Source organism: Candidatus Electrothrix sp. (assembly GCF_052785085.1).
In genome coordinates this window covers 15,956-36,749 of record NZ_JALAAI010000001.1, presented here as the reverse complement: position 1 = coordinate 36,749, position 20,794 = coordinate 15,956, and the positions used below count along the sequence as shown (strand labels likewise).

The 20,794-nt window shown below is 46.4% G+C and carries 20 protein-coding genes, 5 tRNA genes and 2 riboswitches; of the genes, 6 read left to right on the top strand and 19 right to left on the bottom strand.

The window, feature by feature from the left end; translation table 11 throughout:
• Positions 1-196: 196 nt before the first annotated feature.
• Together L2082_RS00240 and L2082_RS00235 are read left to right on the top strand one after the other, a co-directional pair.
• Positions 197-463 carry an RNA recognition motif domain-containing protein gene (locus L2082_RS00240; RefSeq protein WP_446010676.1) on the top strand — a complete coding sequence of 89 codons (267 nt, stop codon included), beginning with the start codon at positions 197-199 and terminating at the stop codon, positions 461-463.
• Positions 464-700: 237 nt separating this feature from the next.
• Entirely contained in the window at positions 701-838 is a 138-nt protein-coding gene (locus L2082_RS00235; RefSeq protein ID WP_446010675.1) for a hypothetical protein, read from the top strand.
• A 180-nt stretch (positions 839-1,018) separates the two neighbouring features.
• Here the strand turns inward: L2082_RS00235 and L2082_RS00230 are convergent, their stop codons facing one another.
• The 13 genes from L2082_RS00230 to L2082_RS00170 all read right to left on the bottom strand — a co-directional run bounded on the left by L2082_RS00230 (position 1,019) and on the right by L2082_RS00170 (position 11,104).
• Entirely contained in the window at positions 1,019-1,795 is a 777-nt protein-coding gene (locus L2082_RS00230) for an ABC transporter ATP-binding protein (RefSeq protein ID WP_446011336.1), read from the bottom strand.
• 60 nt (positions 1,796-1,855) lie between these two features.
• Complete coding sequence (locus L2082_RS00225) at positions 1,856-2,797, bottom strand: PhoH family protein (protein ID WP_446011335.1); 942 nt, start codon at positions 2,795-2,797, stop codon at positions 1,856-1,858.
• A gap of 57 nt (positions 2,798-2,854) precedes the next feature.
• Entirely contained in the window at positions 2,855-3,715 is an 861-nt protein-coding gene (locus L2082_RS00220; RefSeq protein WP_446010672.1) for a thioredoxin domain-containing protein, read from the bottom strand.
• A 49-nt stretch (positions 3,716-3,764) separates the two neighbouring features.
• Entirely contained in the window at positions 3,765-4,391 is a 627-nt protein-coding gene (locus L2082_RS00215; RefSeq protein WP_446010671.1) for a YncE family protein, read from the bottom strand.
• Positions 4,392-4,597: 206 nt separating this feature from the next.
• Positions 4,598-4,674: transfer RNA gene (locus tag L2082_RS00210), tRNA-Asp, on the bottom strand.
• A 10-nt stretch (positions 4,675-4,684) separates the two neighbouring features.
• A tRNA-Val gene (locus L2082_RS00205) sits at positions 4,685-4,760 on the bottom strand.
• A gap of 60 nt (positions 4,761-4,820) precedes the next feature.
• Positions 4,821-4,897: transfer RNA gene (locus L2082_RS00200), tRNA-Asp, on the bottom strand.
• A gap of 10 nt (positions 4,898-4,907) precedes the next feature.
• Positions 4,908-4,983: transfer RNA gene (locus L2082_RS00195), tRNA-Val, on the bottom strand.
• A gap of 124 nt (positions 4,984-5,107) precedes the next feature.
• Positions 5,108-7,510 (bottom strand): endopeptidase La, encoded by a 2,403-nt coding sequence (lon, locus tag L2082_RS00190; protein WP_446011108.1) that lies wholly within the window; start codon positions 7,508-7,510, stop codon positions 5,108-5,110.
• 111 nt (positions 7,511-7,621) lie between these two features.
• Positions 7,622-8,893, bottom strand: coding sequence for an ATP-dependent Clp protease ATP-binding subunit ClpX (clpX, locus tag L2082_RS00185; RefSeq protein ID WP_446011334.1), 1,272 nt, complete (start codon positions 8,891-8,893; stop codon positions 7,622-7,624).
• Complete coding sequence (gene clpP / locus L2082_RS00180) at positions 8,893-9,495, bottom strand: ATP-dependent Clp endopeptidase proteolytic subunit ClpP (protein ID WP_446009245.1); 603 nt, start codon at positions 9,493-9,495, stop codon at positions 8,893-8,895. The genes clpX and clpP overlap by 1 nt, the downstream gene beginning before the upstream one ends.
• A gap of 80 nt (positions 9,496-9,575) precedes the next feature.
• The gene (gene tig / locus L2082_RS00175) at positions 9,576-10,910 is read right to left on the bottom strand and encodes a trigger factor (RefSeq protein WP_446009246.1); all 1,335 of its coding nucleotides are present in this window, start codon (positions 10,908-10,910) and stop codon (positions 9,576-9,578) included.
• A 108-nt stretch (positions 10,911-11,018) separates the two neighbouring features.
• Positions 11,019-11,104 (bottom strand) — tRNA-Leu (locus L2082_RS00170).
• Between the two features lie 241 nt (positions 11,105-11,345).
• Between L2082_RS00170 and queD the strand changes: the two genes are divergently transcribed.
• Genes queD through L2082_RS00150 form a run of 4 tightly spaced genes read left to right on the top strand, consistent with a single transcriptional unit; the run spans position 11,346 to position 14,915 of the window.
• The gene (gene queD, locus L2082_RS00165; protein WP_446009247.1) at positions 11,346-11,717 is read left to right on the top strand and encodes a 6-carboxytetrahydropterin synthase QueD; all 372 of its coding nucleotides are present in this window, start codon (positions 11,346-11,348) and stop codon (positions 11,715-11,717) included.
• Entirely contained in the window at positions 11,710-12,384 is a 675-nt protein-coding gene (locus L2082_RS00160) for a radical SAM protein (RefSeq protein WP_446009248.1), read from the top strand. The genes queD and L2082_RS00160 overlap by 8 nt, the downstream gene beginning before the upstream one ends.
• Positions 12,385-12,444: 60 nt before the next feature.
• The gene (locus tag L2082_RS00155) at positions 12,445-13,722 is read left to right on the top strand and encodes a nucleotide sugar dehydrogenase (RefSeq protein ID WP_446009249.1); all 1,278 of its coding nucleotides are present in this window, start codon (positions 12,445-12,447) and stop codon (positions 13,720-13,722) included.
• A 50-nt stretch (positions 13,723-13,772) separates the two neighbouring features.
• Complete coding sequence (locus L2082_RS00150) at positions 13,773-14,915, top strand: spore photoproduct lyase family protein (protein ID WP_446009250.1); 1,143 nt, start codon at positions 13,773-13,775, stop codon at positions 14,913-14,915.
• Here the strand turns inward: L2082_RS00150 and L2082_RS00145 are convergent.
• The 6 genes from L2082_RS00145 to L2082_RS00120 all read right to left on the bottom strand — a co-directional run bounded on the left by L2082_RS00145 (position 14,905) and on the right by L2082_RS00120 (position 20,270).
• Entirely contained in the window at positions 14,905-15,429 is a 525-nt protein-coding gene (locus tag L2082_RS00145; RefSeq protein ID WP_446009251.1) for a hypothetical protein, read from the bottom strand. The two genes, L2082_RS00150 and L2082_RS00145, sit on opposite strands and share 11 nt — an antisense overlap.
• A 15-nt stretch (positions 15,430-15,444) precedes the next feature.
• Entirely contained in the window at positions 15,445-16,044 is a 600-nt protein-coding gene (locus tag L2082_RS00140) for a class I SAM-dependent methyltransferase (RefSeq protein ID WP_446009252.1), read from the bottom strand.
• Positions 16,045-16,136: 92 nt separating this feature from the next.
• Positions 16,137-17,249, bottom strand: coding sequence for an NAD(P)/FAD-dependent oxidoreductase (locus L2082_RS00135; RefSeq protein WP_446009253.1), 1,113 nt, complete (start codon positions 17,247-17,249; stop codon positions 16,137-16,139).
• Positions 17,250-17,279: 30 nt separating this feature from the next.
• Positions 17,280-18,113 carry a rhodanese-like domain-containing protein gene (locus tag L2082_RS00130; RefSeq protein WP_446009254.1) on the bottom strand — a complete coding sequence of 278 codons (834 nt, stop codon included), beginning with the start codon at positions 18,111-18,113 and terminating at the stop codon, positions 17,280-17,282.
• 345 nt (positions 18,114-18,458) lie between these two features.
• A complete protein-coding gene (locus tag L2082_RS00125) occupies positions 18,459-19,115 on the bottom strand; it encodes a CAP domain-containing protein (protein ID WP_446009255.1) in 657 nt (218 codons plus the stop codon).
• Positions 19,116-19,139: 24 nt separating this feature from the next.
• Positions 19,140-19,218, bottom strand: a riboswitch (cyclic di-GMP riboswitch).
• Between the two features lie 134 nt (positions 19,219-19,352).
• Positions 19,353-20,270 carry a hypothetical protein gene (locus L2082_RS00120; protein WP_446009256.1) on the bottom strand — a complete coding sequence of 306 codons (918 nt, stop codon included), beginning with the start codon at positions 20,268-20,270 and terminating at the stop codon, positions 19,353-19,355.
• Between the two features lie 23 nt (positions 20,271-20,293).
• Positions 20,294-20,372: riboswitch (cyclic di-GMP riboswitch) on the bottom strand.
• Positions 20,373-20,794 lie beyond the last annotated feature (422 nt).

Genomic DNA, 20,794 nt, shown 5'->3' with positions numbered 1-20,794 from the left:
GAAAATTTCTAGCATTTTCTTTTCGTCGTTGTGTCCTTACGGTGAATTTATCCTATTTGGGTCTCTTTAAAGTTTCCTTTTGATCTATTTCATAGATGATGCTTTATAAGTGTTGAATGATGCGTTGTTGTCCTCTTGTAATCGTCCAATACGTTGGGATGGTTTAATGCGATGTCACACTTTCAGGAGAATGAGTATGAAACTTTTTATCGGCAGTCTTCCCTACAATATTACTGAAAACGAAGTAACCGAGCTGTTCGGCTATTACGGAACTGTTGTGAGCACAAAGCTTGTCACAGATCAGTTTACTGGCCAGTCAAAGGGCTTTGCATTTGTGGAAATGTCAAACAGAAGTGAAGGTCATAAGGCAATGGAAGATTTGAACGGGAAAATATATAAGCATCGGCACCTTGTTTGTAACGAGTCTAAGCCTGCGAAGAAGAGGAAGCATCGCTGGCGATAAGTAATTTTAAAATAAATCATCATACAGGGCAGGAGGTTAAGAAAATGGCTGAAGGCCAACGGGGCAACATTGATAAAGTTGATGGTCCCAAAGGGCTGGCAGCGAATAATGTCGTTCCCCAGTAATGTTAAAATGAGGGTTGTTGTTACTCTATAGAAGCGAAAACAATTTTTTAGTACAGAATTAAATTATTCGAGTTTCACTTTAGAATAGCCGCTTCTCGAACAGGAGATCATCTTGGCAAAGAATTACTATTCATTTGATAAGCGTAAAAAAGAGTTAGCAAAGAAAAAAAAGAAAGAAGAAAAAAGGTTGCGTAAGCTGGAGCGAAAAAAAGGTCAACAGGAAGGAAAGGTAGGGGAAGACGACGAGTAATTCTTTTGTTAATAATTGATATTACTAACGCAGGCTCATCGTTTGCAACGCAATGATCGTAAAAGTTGAGCCGTTCCTCATGTACAATGAAAGTAACCATTAATTTTCAGGATGCAGGGAGGAACGACTCAGGAAAACATGTAGAATAAGTAAGAGGGGGTGCCACGGGCCACGCTCCTTTCACTCCTCCTTAAGCGCAGCAACAACCTGCTGTACTTCCCAAGCCCCAGTGAGTTCAAGAAAGATCTCTTCCAGATCAAGATCCTGCTGCTCTTTACCCGCTGTTTTTCGCAACTCCTCCATTGTTCCGATAATACGCAAGGTACCATTGGTGATAATGGCGATACGGTGACAGAGTTCTTCAGCGATTTCCAGAGAATGGGTGGAGAGCAGGATCGTGCTCCCCTGCTCAGCTTTTTTTTTGAAGAGGTCTTTGACGATACGGGCTGATTTGGGATCCAGGCCCACCATGGGTTCGTCAATAATCATCAGGGGCTGATCAAGCATAAACACTGAAGTCATGATGAGCTTTTGTCGCATACCATGGGAATAGCTTTCAATGAGGTGATTTTCCCATTTACTGAGATCAAACATCTCCAGATATTGGGGAGCCTTTGCATGAAAACGATCTTCTGGCAGGTTATAGAGGCTGGCTACAAATTTAAGGTATTCTCCACCAGTAAGTTTTTCAAAAAGCCAAGGACGGTCCGGGACATAGCCAGTGTCCTGCTTGCAGATCAGGGGATGTTCAGCAAGAGTGTTGCCGTTGATGGTCACAGAACCGCTGTCTGGTTGCAGCAGACCTGCCAGAATTTTGATGGTAGTGGTTTTTCCGGCCCCATTAGGCCCAAGAAAACCAAAAATTTCACCAGCCTTGGCCTCCAGGCTAATATCGTTGACTGCGGTGAAATCGGCAAAGGTCTTGCGGAGCTTGTTTATTTCAAGGATGGTTTTCATGGCGGATTGATAACGCAGGATGTGTATCTTTCTTCCACCAGGAGATTTGGTGGGATCAGGTTACGTTGCAGCAGACTGCTTGCCATAGGCCTGAATGATTTTTTGTACCAAGGGATGACGAACAACATCACTATGATCAAAATAGCTGAATCCAATACCATCAATCCCGTGGAGAATCTTACTTGCCTCTGACAGGCCTGATGCCTGTTTGCCTGGCAGGTCAACCTGAGTGATATCTCCAGTGATGACCGCCTTGGCATCAAAGCCGATTCGGGTCAGGAACATCTTCATCTGCTCACTGGTGGTGTTCTGGGCCTCATCTAAAATAACAAAACCGTTATTCAGAGTCCTGCCCCGCATAAAGGCCAGTGGTGCGATTTCGATTACGCTCCGTTCAATCAACTCAGTAACCTTTTCACTGCCCATCATATCATTCAGGGCATCAGTTAAAGGGCGGAGATACGGGTCCACCTTTTGGGCCATATCGCCAGGCAGGAAACCCAGCTTTTCTCCAGCCTCCACAGCCGGGCGGGTGAGAATGATGCGCTGGACCTGTTCAGAGGTGAGGGCTGCTACAGCCATACCCACTGCTAAATAGGTTTTTCCTGTTCCTGCCGGTCCGATACCAAAAACAATATCTTTTTTTCGGATAGATTCGATATAATTTTTTTGATGAAGGCTTTTCGGGGAAATAACCCGTTTCTGTGCAGTAATGCAGACCTTATCAAGAAAGATTTCAGCTAAAGAGGTTGAAGGAGAGGACTCCAGGATTTTGATACCAAAGGCAATGTCCTGACTAAATACAGGGTACCCTTTGCGAACCAGCTCATAGAGTTGGCTAAGAAGGGATACGGCCAATTCAACAGCATGGCCTTTACCTTTGATACTGAGGCTGTTGCCCCGATCATGGATATGAACCCCAACAGTCTGTTCAACCGTATTAAGGTTATGATTATGCACACCAAACAGAACTTGAGCAAAGGCAATGTCGGTAAACTCCAAGTTCTGTTCGGTTTCTCCGGTGAGTTTTTGAGAAGTACGCAACGCTTACGGTTTGGTTTACTTGGTTGTGGATAATTCCTGATCAATCATCTTCTGGAGAACATCGGTGTCTCGACCTTTGACTTGGCGCCCATTGATAAACAGGGTCGGGGTGCCGCTCACACCGGCCTGGCCTGCATCAATCATATCCTTTTTCAGTTTATCCTGAGTAGCTGAGCTGGCAAGGTCTTTCTTGAATTTATCCATATCCAGGCCAATATCCTGAGCCGCCTTTTCAATGGTTGCTTTGTTGAGTTTTTTGCCAAGTGCAAAAAGGGCGTCATGCATCTGCCAGAACTTGCCCTGTTCATGGGCAGCAATAGCAGCAAGGGCAGCTGGTTTGGCCTGTTTATGCATTTGCAGGGGAAGATGCTTAAAAACAATCTTCACCTTATCTTTGTTGTTTTTCAGGGTTTCATCCATAAGTGGTTGCACTTTGCTGCAGAACGGGCATTGAAAATCAGAGAACACCACCAAGGTAACAGGAGCATCTTCGTTACCGAGAAACGGTGAGCCAGCAGTGTCAATATCCTGAGCAAAGGAAATATCCAGAGCAGTATATTTTTTATTAGTGTCCACTAAAAAGAGCATCTCGCCACGGGGAGCAATATCAAGAGCAATGGTTTCTTTTGCAACCGGAACAGAGCCTAATTCGGTACCGTCTGCTGTGGAATAAATATGCACTTTGCTGTCATCACCCAGAACAAAGACCAGCTTATTGTCCAATGATTGGGCAAAGTCAACTGGCTTAACAGTCATTTGCCACGTAGCCAGCGGTGAGGTGAGCAGAGTGGTTGTGGATTTTGCAGGCGCATTCTGCGCCAAAACCTGGCTTGATGATAAGAGCAGCAGAGCGCCCAAGGTTAACGTCTTTTTCATTTTTTCTCCTTTATTTTGGGTGTTCAAGTAAAAGTGGGTTAGGTTATTTTTATAGTAAAGGAATTTCGATAGATTTGTAGGTACTGTTTCGGTTGACCAGGCTGAAGGTTCTTTTGCGGGAAGGGATGGTGATGGCAACCGTTCCAGGAAAAACAGGGACTGTCCGGTATTTTTTCCCCTTAATGGAATAAATATGCACTTTATTGTCGTTTTCCAGGATAAAAGCATATTTCTTGTCAAATGATTGTGCAATATCAAGGGGTTGGTTGTCGGTTTTCCAGGTATGCTTGACTGACCAGTTTGCAATGCTCTCGTCTTTTTTCTGATAGATAATTTCTATGGCTGTGTAACTTTTATCGCTTCCTATGAGGTAGAGCATGCCGCCACGCGGGGCGATATCCAGAGCAACAGTTGTTGGGGCAACCTTAATTATACCAAGGCGATTGCCATTGTACGAGTTTGCATAGACGCGCACTTTATTGTCCTGTTCAAGGATAAATATTTTCTCTTTGTCAAAGGAGACTGCAAAATCGCGAGGAGCTGCTGAGGTTTCCCATTCTTTTTTCTTTGACCAGTCAATAATTTTGCTGACGTTTTCCCCATAGACAGGTGTTGGCAGCTGGGGAGCAAAGAGGAACAAAGAAAGGCAGAGTGAGAGGGCGATGTTTTTTTTCATTAGGTGCAAATATTAAATATGAAATTTTCAGACTCAATTCAGACTCAAGTATATCAAGTATACTCTTCTTTGTGGTATTCCGTCAAGGCAAGTAAAAGAGAATTGATGCGGTATATGAGAAAGGGCGGGTTTGGGGTGATTATTGGTGTAGTTCAACAATAAAAAAAGGGAATCAACGGAAAATCCGTTAACTCCCTATAATTACTTGGCGGGGCCGACGAGACTCGAACTCGCGACCTCCGGCGTGACAGGCCAGCATTCTAACCAGCTGAACTACGACCCCTTGAGTAATTTGGTGGGCGAAACAGGGCTCGAACCTGTGACCCTCGGCTTGTAAGGCCGATGCTCTCCCAACTGAGCTATTCGCCCGAAATTCATTCGGTCATTTAAAAAGGAGTTCGTGGCAGTCCACTCACTCCCTGCAATTACTGGCGGGGCCGACGAGACTCGAACTCGCAACCTCCGGCGTGACAGGCCGGCATTCTAACCAGCTGAACTACGACCCCTTGAGTAATTTGGTGGGCGAAACAGGGCTCGAACCTGTGACCCCCGGCTTGTAAGGCCGATGCTCTCCCAGCTGAGCTATTCGCCCCAAATCATTGGAGCGTTTATATCATTTTCTGAAATCTTCGTCAAGTATAAAAAAAGCTTTTAAAATAGCAAAAAAAGAGAAGTGCCTTTTATCAGGAAGAAAAGATATTTTTTGTTGCTATCTTTTATTGGTGTACCGTTGTATTATGGGCAGACAAGGCTACATTCTTTAATATATTTTCCAGTGGAACGTTTTTAAAAAGCTGTTCTTCCTCTGGGAGTATTAAGGCCTTGGTAAGTACGTCATCGACATGATCAACAAAGGTGATATCCAGGTGATCACGGATTTTCGCTGGTACTTCTTCCACATCTTTTTCATTTTCAGCAGGTAGAAGAATACGGGTTATATTACCTCGTTTTGCAGCCAGTAATTTTTCTGTTAAGCCGCCAATGGGGAGCACTCTGCCGCGCAGGGTAACCTCACCTGTCATTGCCAGTTGGCGATCAACAGGGTGTTTTAAGAGCGCAGAAACAATTGAGGTGGCAATGGTTATCCCGGCAGAGGGACCATCCTTGGGAATAGCTCCTTCTGGAATGTGAACATGTATATCGAGTTTCTGATAAAAATCCACATCCAGGCCAAGGCGCATTGAGCGGGACCGGACATAGGAAAGGGCAGCTTGGGCCGATTCCTGCATAACATCCCCCAGTTTTCCGGTAACAGTCATTTTGCCGTTCCCAGGCATCAAGACAGACTCTATCTGGAGCAACTCTCCTCCGACTTCTGTCCAGGCCAAACCTGTAACCAAGCCAACAGCATCATGTGCTTCGGCAAGTCCGAATCTGTATTTGGGAACTCCAAGGTATTCGCTCATAGATTGATAAGAAAGCAGGTAGGTCTGTTTGGGTTTTTTATTTTTCAGGCGATCACGGGCCACCTTACGGCAGACAGCTGCAATAGTCCGCTCCAGATTACGCACACCAGCTTCACGGGTGTAGCGGCGGACAATTTCCAGCACAGCTTCCTTGCTCAGTTGAATATCATCCTTTGCAAAGCCACTCAGGTCCAGTTGCTTGGGAAGAAGAAAACGTTCAGCAATCTCAAGCTTATCTTCTTCTGTGTAGCCATTTAAGCGGATGATCTCCATTCGATCCTGCAAAGGCAAAGGAATACCGTGGAGATTATTGGCTGTGGCGATAAAAAAAACCTGGGATAAGTCGTAATCAAGATCAAGATAATGATCATTAAAAGCATAGTTCTGCTCAGGATCCAATACCTCCAACAGTGCAGATGAGGGGTCACCACGAAAATCAACGCTCATTTTATCCACTTCATCAAGGCAAAAAACCGGGTTTACCACCTCAGCCTTTTGCATGGAATGGATTATCTTACCAGGCATTGCACCGATATAGGTGCGCCGATGTCCTCGAATCTCAGCCTCGTCACGAACTCCACCCAGGGACAGGCGGATAAACTTACGATTCATAGCACGGGCAATGGATTTACACACTGAGGTTTTCCCCACGCCAGGAGGACCAACCAGGCAGAGAATAGGGCCTTTGAGTTTGTTAACCTGAGTTTGTACAGCAAGATATTCCAGAATACGTTCTTTGGGCTTTTTCAGACCGTAATGATCCTGGTTCAGAATGCTTTCAGCTTTTTCAATATCAATGTTTGCCTCATCTTTTTCTACCCAGGGTAAGCTGATAATCGTTTCAAGGTAATTGCGCACCACCGTGGTTTCCGCTGACATCGGCGGCATAGCGCGAAGCTTGCTTAATTCCCTTTCAGCCTTTTTCCGTACTGATTCAGGGAGATCTTTTTCTTGCAGGGCCTCCTGAAGTTCTTGAAAATCATCGCCAGCCTGTCCCATTTCGTTCTGAATCTCTTTGACCTTTTCGTTGAGATAATAATGGCGCTGACTCTCATTCATTTTTTTCTTGACCCGGATATCAATCTGCTTTTCAAGCTCATGGAGTTCCAGTTCTCGGTATAGGATTTCCAGTACCCGGCGGATTCGATTCGGAACATGAAAAATCTCCAGGATTTCCTGTTTTGTTGCAGTCCCCAGGCGGAGATGGGAACAAATGAGATCAACCCGCAATGCGGGGTTGTTCAGAGCACGGACCGATTTCAGCACTTCAACAGGGATGTTTTTTTCAATCTTGGCATAGCGCTCAAAAACCTGTTCCAGTTCACGATTGTATACGGGCAGATCAGCACTGTCAGTATGCTCATTATGAGCTTCTCGCACCTCGGCATGGAAGAATTCGTCATCTTCTCGGTATGTCTGCACAATCGCTCTGCGTTTGCCTTCAATCAGGGCCTTAATGGTGCCGTCTGGCAGGCGCAGGAGTTGCATAACAGAGGTGAGAACACCGCATTGGTATAAATCCTTTGGCTTGGGATGCTCAATGCTGGCATCCTGCTGGGTGACCAGAAAAATCAACGAGCGCTCCTTCATGGCATATTCCAGGGCACGGGCAGATTTTTTTCGTCCCACAACAAGTGGAGCAACCATACCAGGGAAAATTACCACATCTCTCAGAGGCATGGCTGGATATTTTTGTATGTCAGAATCAAGCATAATTATAATTAAAGAAAATCAACGGAGGAGAATGGCGAGAAAAGAGGTGTAAAGGGGAGAAGCGGCCTTCTCCCTGTTCTTTTTGCACCCAGCTACAGGTCAATGAGTCAATCAGGCGGTTTTTTTATCTTCCGCATCATAAAGGATAACAGGATATTCGCCATCAGCAATCACCTGTTCGTTAATCACACATTCAACAGCATGTTCATCCGAAGGAAGCTCATACATCACATCAAGCATGGCTGCTTCCATAACCGAACGTAAACCGCGTGCGCCAGAGTTGCGGGACATTGCTTTGCGGGCAGCCTCTCGCAATGCCCCCTCAGTAAAGCGTAGGGTAATTTCCTCCAGCTCAAATAACTTTATATACTGCTTGGTCAAAGCATTCTTAGGTTCCTTGAGGATGCGAACCAGATCCTCTTCATCCAATTCCTTCATCGGAGCGATAACTGGCAGCCGCCCCAGCAGTTCAGGAATCAGACCGAATTTGAGCAGGTCTTCCGGTTGCACTTCTGTTAACAGTTCACCCACGCTTTTTTCAGGACCAGTCTCAATCTCAGCGCCAAAACCGATAGCCTTGGTTCCGGCCCGGCGTTTGATCACCCGATCCAGGCCGACAAAGGCACCACCAACAATGAAAAGAATATTGGTGGTATCAATCTTGGTCAGTTCCTGCTGGGGATGTTTTCGCCCGCCCTTGGGAGGAATAGAGGCAATCGTACCCTCAATAATTTTAAGCAGAGCCTGCTGCACACCCTCGCCGGAAACATCACGGGTTAATGAGGCAGAATCGGATTTTCGGGCGATTTTATCAATTTCGTCAATATAGATAATCCCGTGTTGTGCCCGTTCAATATCATCATCTGCTGCCTGAATCAGATTAACAAGGATGTTTTCTGTATCATCACCAACATACCCTGCCTCGGTTAAGGTGGTGGCATCAGCAATGGTAAAGGGCACATTGAGAACCCTGGCTAAGGTCTGGGCCAGTAAGGTCTTGCCGCTTCCAGTGGGACCAATAAGAATGATATTTGATTTCTGGATTTCCACATCATCAAGAACCCCTTCCGGCCGGGATTCTGTTCTTTTGTAATGATTATGTACTGCCACTGATAAAACCCGTTTTGCAAAGTCCTGACCAATGACATAGTCATCCAGATGTGCATGAATTTCTTTTGGTTTCAGTACAGCAGGAGAAGGAGTATCAGTAATGTCACCTTCTTCCTGGCTCTGTTCCTTGACCATGCCGTTACAGAGCTCTATACATTTATCACAGATATAGGCATCTGGACCAGCGATCAGGTTTTTTACTTCGTTCTGGGTTAGCCCACAAAACGAGCAGACACAGACTTCAGCAGAGTCGTCTGAAACATCGTCACTCATTATGCATCCTCCTTAGCATCCTCACGGCGTTCTAATACTTTGTCAATCAAACCGTACTTAACAGCCTCTGTAGCACTCATAAAATTATCCCGCTCTGTATCATGCTCAATTTTCTTTATTGATTTGCCGGTATGCTGGGATAAGAGTTTGTTCAGATCGCTCCGCATGCGCAGAATCTCTTTGGCATGGATGTCGATATCTGTGGCCTGTCCCTGAAATCCCCCCAAGGGCTGGTGGATCATGATACGTGAGTTGGGCAGGGTAAAACGTTTTCCTGGTGCCCCGGTAGCTAACAGGAAAGCTCCCATAGAGGCGGCTTGTCCCATACAAAGTGTTGCCACATCGCAGTTAATATACTGCATGGTGTCGTAAATAGCCATTCCGGCTGTGACTACTCCCCCTGGTGAATTGATATAAAAAGTAATATCTTTGTCAGGATCCTCAGCTTCAAGGAACAGCAGCTGAGCCACGATAACACTGGCAATTTCATCACTCACTGGGGTACCGAGAAAAACTATCCGTTCCCTGAGCAGGCGCGAATAGATATCAAAAGCCCGCTCACCACGAGGGCTTTGTTCAACAACCATTGGAACCAAGTTCATACTCTCTCCTCCTCAAAAGAAAAAACCGAACAGAACGGGTGTCTGTCCGGATTTCTTGTGCATATAAAAAAAAACTTCAGTTACGCGTCCTGAGGTGTTTCTGACTTGCTGGCTTCTTCGGTCTCTTCTGCATGGACAAGGTCAGCTGCCTTTCGCAGAAAATTCAGGACTTTTTCGTTGAGCAGCTCTGCCATAAAGGGCATCAGCTCTTCACGGCGTTTGAAGTAGCTCTTCACCTCTTTAACCGACATGTTATACTGTTCCGCAATGCGGTTATACCCTTGCTCAATATCTTTGTCGTCTAAGGTGATCTTTTCAAGCTCGGCAACTTTTTTCAGGATAAAATCGCCACGAACCCGTTTTTCAGCGCTTTCGCGATGATGTTCAACCAGTTGTTCCTTGTTGATTCCAGCAGATTCCAAGGTCTGACCAGCTTTTTTGAGATTTTCTTCTGTCTGCTTGATCTTCTCCTGAATCTCATAAGCAACAGTTCGTTGCGGAAGAGGGAATTCATGGTTGAGTTCGAGCAACTTATGCATGATACGGTCATTCAGATCGCCAACAAAAGCGGCCTCTTTTTCTTGTTTCAACTCAGCGGTGATAGCTGTGCGCAGCTCAGTCAACGACGCATATTTTTGATCAATATCTTTGGCAAATTCATCATCCAGTTCAGGTTTGATCCGTTCCTTGATGTCTTTTACATCGACCTTGAACTCAATGGTTTTGCCTGCCATGACAGGGTTCTGGAAATCAGCTGGGAAATCAGTTTCGTACAGTATGGATTCGCCTTTTTTTACGCCGAGCAGTCGTTCTTCAAAATCTTTTCCTAAATAACCGGTCCCCATATCAACGGAAAAATTCTCGTTGCGTACTTCCTTTAGAGCTGTTTCGTTATGGAATCCTTGGAAATCAATGGTGACGATATCGTCCATAACGATTTCATGGTCATTTTCTGCGGTGCGAAGGACAGCTTTGCTCCGTCGCAGGGACTCAAGTTTTTCATCAACTTCAGCCTCGGTCACATCACAGTTGGGTTTTTCAATTTCCAGGCCTTTATAGTTTTGAAGGTCAAATTCAGGCTTGACTTCAACCATGGCAACGTAGCGAAAGCTCCCGTCATCAGAAAAGATGGTTTCCTGAATTTCGGGATGAACAATGACATCGACTTTTTTTTCTTCAATCGCGTCAAAATAGGTGTCTTGCACCATTTTTTCTGCGACTTCCGGCTCAACCTTATCTTTAAAGCTTTTCTTAAGCATGGATATGGGGGCTTTACCCCGCCGAAAGCCTTTCAGGTTCACTTCTTTTCTCAGCTCAGTATATTTTTTATCAAGCTCTTTCTGTACATCCTCAGCAGGCAGGGTAACGGTTACCTTCCGGGCCAGCTCGCTTACTTCTTCAATCGCAACATCCATCGAATCAAGTTCCTTTTATCCTTTGTGCCTGCTTTGGGCAGTTTTATTTTGTCGCGGCATGAACGTTCACTGTAGTCTACAGGGTCTTCTAGCCATTAAGTCTAAATATGGTGCGAAAGGGGGGAGTCGAACCCCCACGCACATAGTGCGCTGGATTCTAAATCCAGTGCGTCTACCAGTTCCGCCACTCTCGCATGCAGTAAGTTTATAGTAATAATCAATGCAAGGCGCTTCGTCAAGGGAGGCTTGTATAAAAAAGAACAGCTTAGTTTGTTTTTCTCATTTTTTCAGTTTGCTGGCCGCAACTTTGTTGGAAGATAAAAGCAGGCTTCCCCTTGAGTCTTCATTAGAGTATATTGTCTGATAACGCCCTTTCCTGGCTCAATGGGCCGGGGTAAGAAAAAATAAAAAAATTGTTATTGGATTATTGTTGATATGTATGATATTTTTATAAAAAATCATTTTTCCGGTGGCCATCACTTACGTAATTATCCTGGTAACTGTGAAAAACCTCATGGTCATAACTGGAAGGTTAAAGTTTCTGTGCGGGTTCATGAATTGGATGAGTTGGGGATGGGGATCGATTTTAAAGTATTAAAAGATAAAGTTAACAGTGTGGTTGATGGACTGGATCATTGTGATCTGAATGAACATCCGGCGTTTCAGGATCGTAACCCTTCCTCTGAGCATATTGCAGCCTTTCTTTTTGACCAGATTGGAGAAAAGCTACAGACAGATCAATACGTTCTCTATTCAGTGGAAGTTCGGGAGACTGATACCAGCGGTGTGATTTATTACGGTGCCTGATTTTACTACGTTACTCGTTTCAGAGCTTTTTTATTCTATCCAGGGCGAATCAACCAGGGCAGGGCTTCCTTGCGCCTTTCTTCGTTTATCTGGTTGTAATTTACGTTGTTCGTATTGTGATTCTCGCTATACCTGGGATGAAGCGGGCAGGGTGATGCACCTTGACCAGGTTCATGCCTGGCTTACAGATTTTCCAGGCGCTCTAGTGGAAATCACCGGTGGTGAACCGCTTTTGCAAGAGGCCGTGTATCCTCTCATGCATCAACTTCTTGGAGTGAAACGGGAAGTTCTTCTGGAGACTGGAGGTGGGGTAGCTATTGAGCGGGTTCCGACGGAAGTCGGTATCATTCTTGATGTGAAGACACCAGATTCCAGGATGGCGGAGCAGAATGATTGGGAGAACCTGACCCTGTTGAAGCAACGTCAGCAGGCAGGGAGTCGTGATGAGGTGAAATTTGTTCTTTCATCTCTCAAAGATGTTGACTGGGCTTTGGATATTGTGCATCAGTATAGGCTGACAGAATTGGTGCCGGTTCTTTTTTCTCCGGTTATTGATCAACTTTCTCCGGCGTTGCTTGCAGATGTAATTTTGCAAGAGCAGCTACCAATTAGATTGCAGATGCAACTACACACCCGTATCTGGCCAGATATCGCTAGAGGTGTGTAGACGATAGCAGTTTGTTTTGTTTAATTATATTCTTTAAACCTTTTCTTGCTGTATTAAAATATGTCTGATATTGATTCAACCAGATTAGCTGTTATTGGCCTTGGTTATGTTGGTTTACCGTTGGCTGTAGAGTTCAGTAAAAAATTCCCTTGTATTGGTTTTGACCTGAACGAAGAACGAATCGCTGAGTTGCAACAGGGAATAGATGTTACTCGTGAGGTCAGAGCTGAAGAGTTGGGCCAGGCAAAGGGCCTCTCTTTTACCACCCGCATAGAGGATCTCCAGGACTGTAATGTCTTTGTTGTTTCTGTGCCCACACCTGTTGATGACAGCAGACGGCCTGACCTGCGTCCTTTGGAAGGGGCTTCACATACTGTTGCTCAGGTGCTGAAACCTGATGATGTGGTGATCTATGAGTCAACCGTCTATCCCGGAGCCACGGAAGAGGTCTGTGTTCCTCTTTTAGAGAAGGCATCAGGCTTAGTGTATAATCAGGATTTTTTTGTAGGCTACAGCCCTGAGCGGGTCAACCCTGGTGATCGTGAGCACCGGTTGCCCACAATCGTCAAGGTGACGTCTGGCTCCACTCCGAAAATTGCGGATTTTGTCGATGCGCTGTATCAGACCATTATCACGGCAGGTACTTTTCAGGCCAGCAGTATTCAGGTTGCTGAGGCAGCCAAGGTCATTGAGAATACCCAGCGTGATGTTAATATCGCCCTGATTAATGAGTTGGCTTTGATTTTTAATCGCCTGGACATTAATACGCTGGAGGTATTGGAAGCTGCTGGCACCAAGTGGAATTTCCTGCCCTTTCGGCCTGGCCTGGTTGGTGGTCATTGTATTGGGGTTGATCCCTATTATCTGACGCATAAGGCCCAGCAGGTGGGCTATCATCCTGAGATGATCCTTGCTGGACGGCGTCTCAATGATGGCATGGGTCGCTATATTGCTTCGGAAGTGGTTAAGTTGATGCTTACGCAGCGTATTCAGGTGGCTGATGCCAAAATTCTTGTTCTGGGCTTGAGCTTTAAAGAAAATTGCCCAGATCTTCGCAATACACGGGTCACTGATATCATTGATGAACTCAGTTCGTATGGGGCCTGTGTTGAGGTGTACGATCCTTGGGTTGATCCCGATGAAGCACAACAGTATTACGGGGTCACCATGACCAGAACTCTGGTTGAAAACAGCTATGATGCTCTGATCTTGGCTGTTGCTCACCAGGATTTTCTCCAATTTGATGAGGAAGAAATAGAGCGGATTACCTGTTCGCGTTTTGTGGTTTATGATGTCAAAAATGCCCTGGCAAAGGGGCTGGCTCATGGGACCTTATAAATCCCCCCCCCTCCCCCAAAGAGAGGGAGGAGTAACAGGCTAACATTGTAATGTCCTACGGAGATCCGGCAAAATATATCACCCAGCTTTATGTCACTGAAGAGTGCCAACAGGATACCTATGCTCAGGAAATTATTCAACGGAGCAAATTACCGGTCAGGGTTATTGGAGATCGGCAACATCCTGATATATCCGGGACCTATCCAGAAAATCTGACCCAAGGCAAACACCACCTTCTGCTCTGTCGAAATCGGGGGAAGTTTTTTAAGCCTTGTCCTGCAACATGGGAATATACCTGCTGCGAATATCAGGTTCTGAATATCGGCATGGGCTGCCCTATGGACTGCGTGTACTGTATCCTCCAGGCCTATCTCAATAATCCCTGGATCAGTTTTTTTGTTAATATTAATGAACTCTTTACTGAGCTGGATGCGGCCTTTGCTGCGAAACCGCAAACCTTTCTTCGAATCGGGACAGGTGAATTTACAGATAGCCTGGCTTTGGATAGCCTGACCCATTTCAGTCCGTTGTTGGTTAAGTATATGCGGGATAAGCAGAATGCTGTGCTGGAGCTGAAATCAAAATCCGTGGTAATTGATAATCTGGAAGGATTGGAACATGGTGGTCGTACCATTGTGGCCTGGTCTCTCAACAGTCCTTTGATTATGGAGCAGGAAGAGATCCGGACAGCCAGTCTGGAAGAACGCCTGGCTGCTGCTGTCCGTTGTGCTGAATGGGGCTATAGACTTGCCTTTCATTTTGATCCGATTATCTGGCATAAGGGTTGGCAGGAAGGCTACCGGACAACCATTCAACGACTGTTTGCAAAAGTGCCTGCTGATTGCATTGCCTGGATCAGTCTGGGAGCCCTGCGTTACCTGCCTGCCCTGCAGCCTATTGCTGCGGAACGTTTCCCGCAGTCGAATTTCTTTTATGAGGAATTTGTTGAAGGTCTGGACGGTAAATCTCGCTACTTCAGGAGCCAGCGGGTGGAGATGTATAAGCTAATAGTTGATGAGCTGGCCCGCTTTGCTGATCCTCGTACCTGTATCTATTTCTGCATGGAAAGCGAGAATATCTGGAAGGAGGTGTTTGGCTACACCCCCACAGAACGAGGCAGTTTACCAGCCATGTTGGATCGCTCGGTGTGCGATATGCAGGAACAACCTCATGCTGTTGCTCTCAACCTATAAGGTCATCAATTCGGATATCGGGATTACGTTCCTGGATAACACGTCCAAAAAGGTCCCATAGGTATTCCAGGCAGTGTGATGCCTCCCTGCCTGGATTTTTCCATTGGAACCGTGACCGTTGGGGAGAATAGGGATCCCCGATTTCAATGATAAACAGGATTTCTCTGCTCATGGTACAGAACGGTGACTGCGAAGGCTGGATAACAGGAAGAGTGATTGAGGAAAGTGCTTCCAGCACCTTCTGATATCCTTTTCTGTTCATCAGACAATCCGTTTTTCGTTTCTCTCTGATGACGCAGGCATTAAAGACAGTTTCCTGTTCACTCCCGTCAGTAATGGGCATGGATACTGCTATTGTCCGGGTAAAAATAATGCCATCTTCTCTGACCCTTACAGTTATCGACATCCTGCGGGGCCATTCGTCTTCAAAAGAGAGCACACGGTAGCGTTCGCCTGCCTTCTTTATACGTTTCTCCCACCCCTTGGGTAAAGTGGTCGATTTTCTTGTGGACATGCCTGGTGGTGGCCCTTACCTCTTTCGCATCAGGCAGTGCCAGAACCTCAGTGGCTGAGGTTGCTTTGGGGAGGTCTTGAGCACGGATTCCAGAGACAGGATCTCAAAAGCGGGTTCCACTGCAGAGCATATCTCTGTGGCTGACAGTCTGGGAGGTCCCTTTCCTTCCTGTGACATTTGGTCTTTGTTGCCGATCAGACTCAACCAGAAGCCGCCCGGTTTCAGATGAATTGCAGCCTGGCGGACAAAGCTCCTGCGCTCCTCTTCTCCCTCTGTACAATGAAAACAGCCTCGGTCAAAGAGCAGGTCGTACTGGCCTGCCGGGGTACAGGTCAGGAAATCAGTCTTTATCAGGCGACACAGCACCCCATGTTCCGAGCACCGTTTTTCCGCCAGGGCAACAGCCTTTTCCGAAATATCCATCGCTGTCACCTCCACACCCTGTTCTGCCAGCCAGACAGCATTGGTTCCGGTGCCGCAACCAATATCCAGGGCCTTGTTCGGCGTTTTGGGCCAGCTGGTGATCATGTTGATCAGAGCTGTCTCTGGCATGCCGCTGTCCCAGGGGAGGTCATCTTCGTTGTAGCGTTTGTCCCATTCTTTTTGTTCTGTCATGGTACTCCTTTTTTTTACTGGTACATATTTTCCAGGCTGGGGTTTAGGTACCAGCCATAGAGTTATTTCTCTTTCTGCCTCAGAAGACCTCCCTACTCAAAGGCGTGAAAGGTCTGCATGAAGCGGCGGTCAATCCAGTCCTTAATAAAAAAGGCCAGTCGTCCACCAAGGACAATAGACCACTTGCTCAGGATACCTGTGCCATCCCCCAGATTGAAGATAAGCAGGTATTGCCCTCCTGGTTCAAAGGGGCGTAAGGGTTCCCCGCTGAGCGAGGCCATCAGGTTATGTTTGAGCACAGGATTCTGGCGGACAGCATAGACTCCCACCTTGTCCAGAGGTGTTTCCTCATAATCAATACAATCACCACCGCCAAAGATGCCTTCATACTTGGTACTTTGAAGATAGCGATTCACCAGCATCCCGCCCTGAGGGCCAGTGGGAAGGCCAGATCCAGCAATAATCTTATTTGGTTTTACCCCAACTGCAACAAAGATGATATCAAAATCATGGGTTGTACCTTCAGTATCTGTCAGCTGACCTGTTTCTATATTTTTGATGCGGCTGTTTTTTAGAACCTTTATTGAGCGGGAAATAAGAGAATCTGTGGCCCGTTGACGAACCTTTGTTGGGTGAGAGGGCAGGAGGGAACGGCCTGCAAACACCGTAATTTCTGGTTCCTGCATATCAGGCTTTTGGCCAAGCCGCCAGATATTACCTGCTATTTCAACTGCGGATGGGCCACCACCCACCACTGCGATCTTGATTTTTTTTTGCGTGCCTAGTTCTAAGATCCGTTTTTTCGCCCTGTAGAGTCGTTCAATGGGTTTTACCAGGAAAACATCATCAAGTGGTCCTTGAACCAAGGTGTCTGGAACCTGGCTGCCAAGATTACAGGAAAGAACATCAAAGGGGATAATTTCTCCAGAACTCAGTGTTATGGTATGTTCAACAGGCTGAATGTCAGTCACCTTAGCCTGTTTGAAAACCCCGCCTTTTTTCTCCACTATATGACGGGTGGCAAAACGGATTTTTTCAGGAGTATAGATGCCGCCCAGCATTCCTGGTCCCATACCTGAATAATAATGATGGATATCCGGGGCAACAACAGTGACCTCAAAGCCCTTGGTCACAAATTCATCCAAATGGACCAAGGTCAGCATATGGGCATGACCACCGCCAGCAATCACCAGTTTTTTGCTCATGAAATGTCCTTGTTTAACGTCTTTTTGCGTTTATGCAGTTTCGTCCAACAGGTCGCCCAGCAGTTTGAGATGCGTTCGTTCTTCTTCAGCAATACGGAGAAGAGCCTGGCTTGCTTCTTTCCAGGGGCAGTTATCAGCAGCTCGGAGATAGAGGTCAAGGGCCTGGGCTTCAATCCCCATTGCCAGGGAAATAACTTCGGCAGCAACAGAAAAATTTGTCGGATAAAGGGTAAGGTATTCTTCTGTTGTCAGTCCGCCTTCCATTGCCTGGGTTTCGGTGCGGCGCTCAAAGGCATCTCTGTTCAGCGGCGATGCAGCGATTTTTTCATATTCAGAATAAATTTGATCCTGATGTTTCTTCTCTATTGCGCTGAGCTTATTAAACAGGGCCTGTACTTCCTCCTGACTGATCCGTTCCTGCACTGAGGTATAAAAGTCCTGAAGTCCGGCCTCCAGAGCATAGGCAACCAGCAGCACATCCTCGGTTTTTTCTTTGCCTGAAAACAGGTACAGGCCGGTTTCCGCAGTTCCGACAGCAGTATTGCTGTCCCAGGCCTTGATGCCACCTGTCATATTGATGACTTCGGTAAATCCTTTACCTGCCAACATCTGTGCAGCAACCCGGCTGCGTCCGCCAATGGCGCAGTAGACCAGGGTGGGTTTTTCAGGGTCCAGTTCCTGGCTCCGTTCTGCCAGCTCCGCTACTGGTATGAGCTTGGCTCCGGGAATATGCCCGTTGTTATATTCACCAGGTTGGCGAACATCAACGATATTGTACTGATCCGGGGAAAGATCTTTGAGATATTTTTTACTTTCTGGTGCATTGAGTGATTGTACCGGGGTGAGGAATTGTTTCCAGCGCATATGTTACCATTTTTTAAGGATGAGAAGGACGAATGGTTGCACAAAGCACAAGCTATGCGTTGTGTAAATCGTTGTGCAAATTTCTTGAAATGAAGTGGGCTTGCCTGCTGGAAATGCTGGGGGAGAAAAAAACAGCAGGATATGCTACCCCCTCCTTCATGAATAAATCCAGTTAACTGTAACGATATTTAATCCTATAACCCGATACAGGCTTTGTCAAGGTTATCTTTATTTCTTTGTTGCGATAACTTTCATTCTTCCATTCTTCCGTTCTTTCATTGGCCCTCTGGAACCTCATGGTAACAGAAGGCCTTGTCGTTATGGACTTTATCTTTTTACGTGCATTTAATACGGTCTCTTACCAGCCATATTGCCCGCAGGTGAGTAGCTGCATACCCATATCTGGGATTTATCATCACAGACTGATCTGGCACAGCCTACCTCGGTTGTCTCTTTCCAGACCACCTGGGTGTAATGGCCGCAGACACCAGAGCAACTATTATCAGAGTACTCGTAGTATTTGATTTCATTGCCCCAACTATTGGTCACTTCTTCCGGGCTGGTATCTTGTAACTCTTTCTGCCCGTCAGACCAGATAAGCGGGCTGGCCTTGAACAGGTTTTCACCGTAGCCATTATGACTGTGGTGGAATCCACAACCATCCTCCTTCAGTGTATCAGCCCAGTCCTGTGCCACATTAACCAGTTTTTCTGACCATGTGAGTTGCGGGACACCGACCTGGGAACGCCAATGATTATGGGCCGCTGTCATGGCAGTTGGATCAACAGGGGCTTTTTCATTGGGCTGTTCTTCATTGTTTGGCCTGTTCTGGCCAGGCTCCTGTTCTTGTGAAGATTCACTGGCTGGACCAGGCTGGATCTCAGAACCTGTTAGAGGTCTTTGGGCTTGCGTTGTAGCGCATCCTGCCAGGATGACAGCAAAAAGGATAATGGTTAATGTCGTCTGTCTTTTGTGTTGGTGTAGATCTCCTTGTGTTTTCATGAGACTCCTCCTGGTATTGCAGAAGCAGGCGGCCCGGCTGTCTCCCCTCTGGAGACCCGTGGCTTTCCGACACCGCCTCACGACGGCTGTGGCTGTGTTCAAGTTTCCCGAGCCGAACACCAGAGTTCGGCTCTGACCAGAATGCTTTGTACCCGCTATTAAAGAGCTTTGTTCGTTTTTCTCATCTCTTCTCTCTTTTTCCTCTCCCTTGATAAGGGGAAGGGCTGGGGATGGAAATCAAAGACGGGCCACAGCGACCCATTGCTGCCGTCCATTGCCAAAGGGAGGATAACTCGCTCTGGTCGGTGTCCGTTTATGCCAGTCAGTTACAGAAGCCGGTGTTTTTCCCTTTCTGCCGTATCCGTGAAAGAGTTCATAATGCACTACCTGTCCGGATGCATCTTTATGGACATTAACGACGATCCCAAGGTGAGCAATGCCTTTTTGAGGGTTGAGCAGTTCCTCTACAGAGAATTCTCTGTATTGAGATCCGTTTTTTCCAAAAAAGAGCACAGCTCCTGGCTGAAGCAGGTCAGTGCTGTCAACAGCATTTTTGACCAGCTGCAATTTTCCCTGCTCATGATACCAACGAGCAATATCTCTGGAGTCACGGTATTTTTCAAGAGAGGGGAATTTCTTTGCCGGGCATTGGTCTTTCAGCCCCTGTACAACACGGTGAAAAATGCCAGAGCAGTCTGTTAAGGGTTGGGTAGCGTATAAGAGTGATTTCTTTTCCAGTGTATTAACAACTTCATGGAGTGGACCGGAGACATCATTCAGCCAGCATTGTGTTGACTGTTCTCCATAAGTGGTTTCTGGATAAGTGCTTTCCGGCAGAGTCGTTGTTAGTGACTCTACCATGACCCGTGGTTCTGATATGGTGGTGGGTTGTTCAAAAGGGATGGCCCAGACAAGATCTTTTATGGCAGGATCTGTGACCTGTTCCATGAGTGGAGTACCAGAATGTTCTCCGATGGTAAGGGTTTTTTCCTCCTGAAGTGCGATTTCGGTTTGGCTGTTTGGCAGGTTCTCGTACTGTACCTGCAGATCAGTCAGCTTCTCACTCCCGCAGCCTGTAAGGGCGATAGCAGCAAGAAAGGCACCTGTAAATGCGATCAGTCCTCTGTGTTCATAAAAATCTCCTGTGGTTTTCATGGTGTCCTCCTGGTATTGCAGAAGCAGGCGGCCCGGCTGTCTCCCCTCTGGAGACCCGTGGCTTTCCGACACCGCCTCACGACGGCTGTGGCTTGGTTCAAGTTTCCTGAGCTGAACACCAGAGTTCAGCTCTGACCAGAATGCTTTGTACCCGCTGTTAAAGAGCAGTATTGCTTTACTTATAAAAAGCATAATGCATGCCAAAGACAGGGATATGGATCGTGTTTCTCGATTTTGTGCTATTTCTGCTGTTTGTATCTGATTAGCAAGGAGTAGTTATTCTTTACTGTGAATCTATATCCTTTTTAGTCTTGAAGGGTATATATTTTTTTTGCAAAAGTTGATTAAAGGCTGACAAAAAATGTCAGTCAAGAGCAAACGAGGGCATGCCTGGATATTTTGTAAACAGTTTGGCTTGATTTTTATTCATAATTGAACAATTATGATCTTGTGGCTGTATAATTTTTTTACAGTGCTTCATCTTATGTTGCATATAAAGCCAGTGAGGAGGGCACGGTGGAAAA

What these genes read in the sequence shown, in the direction of transcription:
- L2082_RS00240 (WP_446010676.1), top strand. Translation starts at nt 197, where the DNA reads ATGAAACTTTTTATCGGCAGTCTTCCCTACAATATTACTGAAAACGAA.
- L2082_RS00230 (WP_446011336.1), bottom strand. Translation starts at nt 1,795, where the DNA reads ATGAAAACCATCCTTGAAATAAACAAGCTCCGCAAGACCTTTGCCGAT.
- L2082_RS00220 (WP_446010672.1), bottom strand. Translation starts at nt 3,715, where the DNA reads ATGAAAAAGACGTTAACCTTGGGCGCTCTGCTGCTCTTATCATCAAGC.
- L2082_RS00215 (WP_446010671.1), bottom strand. Translation starts at nt 4,391, where the DNA reads ATGAAAAAAAACATCGCCCTCTCACTCTGCCTTTCTTTGTTCCTCTTT.
- lon (WP_446011108.1), bottom strand. Translation starts at nt 7,510, where the DNA reads ATGCTTGATTCTGACATACAAAAATATCCAGCCATGCCTCTGAGAGAT.
- clpX (WP_446011334.1), bottom strand. Translation starts at nt 8,893, where the DNA reads ATGAGTGACGATGTTTCAGACGACTCTGCTGAAGTCTGTGTCTGCTCG.
- clpP (WP_446009245.1), bottom strand. Translation starts at nt 9,495, where the DNA reads ATGAACTTGGTTCCAATGGTTGTTGAACAAAGCCCTCGTGGTGAGCGG.
- tig (WP_446009246.1), bottom strand. Translation starts at nt 10,910, where the DNA reads ATGGATGTTGCGATTGAAGAAGTAAGCGAGCTGGCCCGGAAGGTAACC.
- queD (WP_446009247.1), top strand. Translation starts at nt 11,346, where the DNA reads ATGTATGATATTTTTATAAAAAATCATTTTTCCGGTGGCCATCACTTA.
- L2082_RS00155 (WP_446009249.1), top strand. Translation starts at nt 12,445, where the DNA reads ATGTCTGATATTGATTCAACCAGATTAGCTGTTATTGGCCTTGGTTAT.
- L2082_RS00150 (WP_446009250.1), top strand. Translation starts at nt 13,773, where the DNA reads ATGTCCTACGGAGATCCGGCAAAATATATCACCCAGCTTTATGTCACT.
- L2082_RS00145 (WP_446009251.1), bottom strand. Translation starts at nt 15,429, where the DNA reads ATGTCCACAAGAAAATCGACCACTTTACCCAAGGGGTGGGAGAAACGT.
- L2082_RS00140 (WP_446009252.1), bottom strand. Translation starts at nt 16,044, where the DNA reads ATGACAGAACAAAAAGAATGGGACAAACGCTACAACGAAGATGACCTC.
- L2082_RS00135 (WP_446009253.1), bottom strand. Translation starts at nt 17,249, where the DNA reads ATGAGCAAAAAACTGGTGATTGCTGGCGGTGGTCATGCCCATATGCTG.
- L2082_RS00130 (WP_446009254.1), bottom strand. Translation starts at nt 18,113, where the DNA reads ATGCGCTGGAAACAATTCCTCACCCCGGTACAATCACTCAATGCACCA.
- L2082_RS00125 (WP_446009255.1), bottom strand. Translation starts at nt 19,115, where the DNA reads ATGAAAACACAAGGAGATCTACACCAACACAAAAGACAGACGACATTA.
- L2082_RS00120 (WP_446009256.1), bottom strand. Translation starts at nt 20,270, where the DNA reads ATGAAAACCACAGGAGATTTTTATGAACACAGAGGACTGATCGCATTT.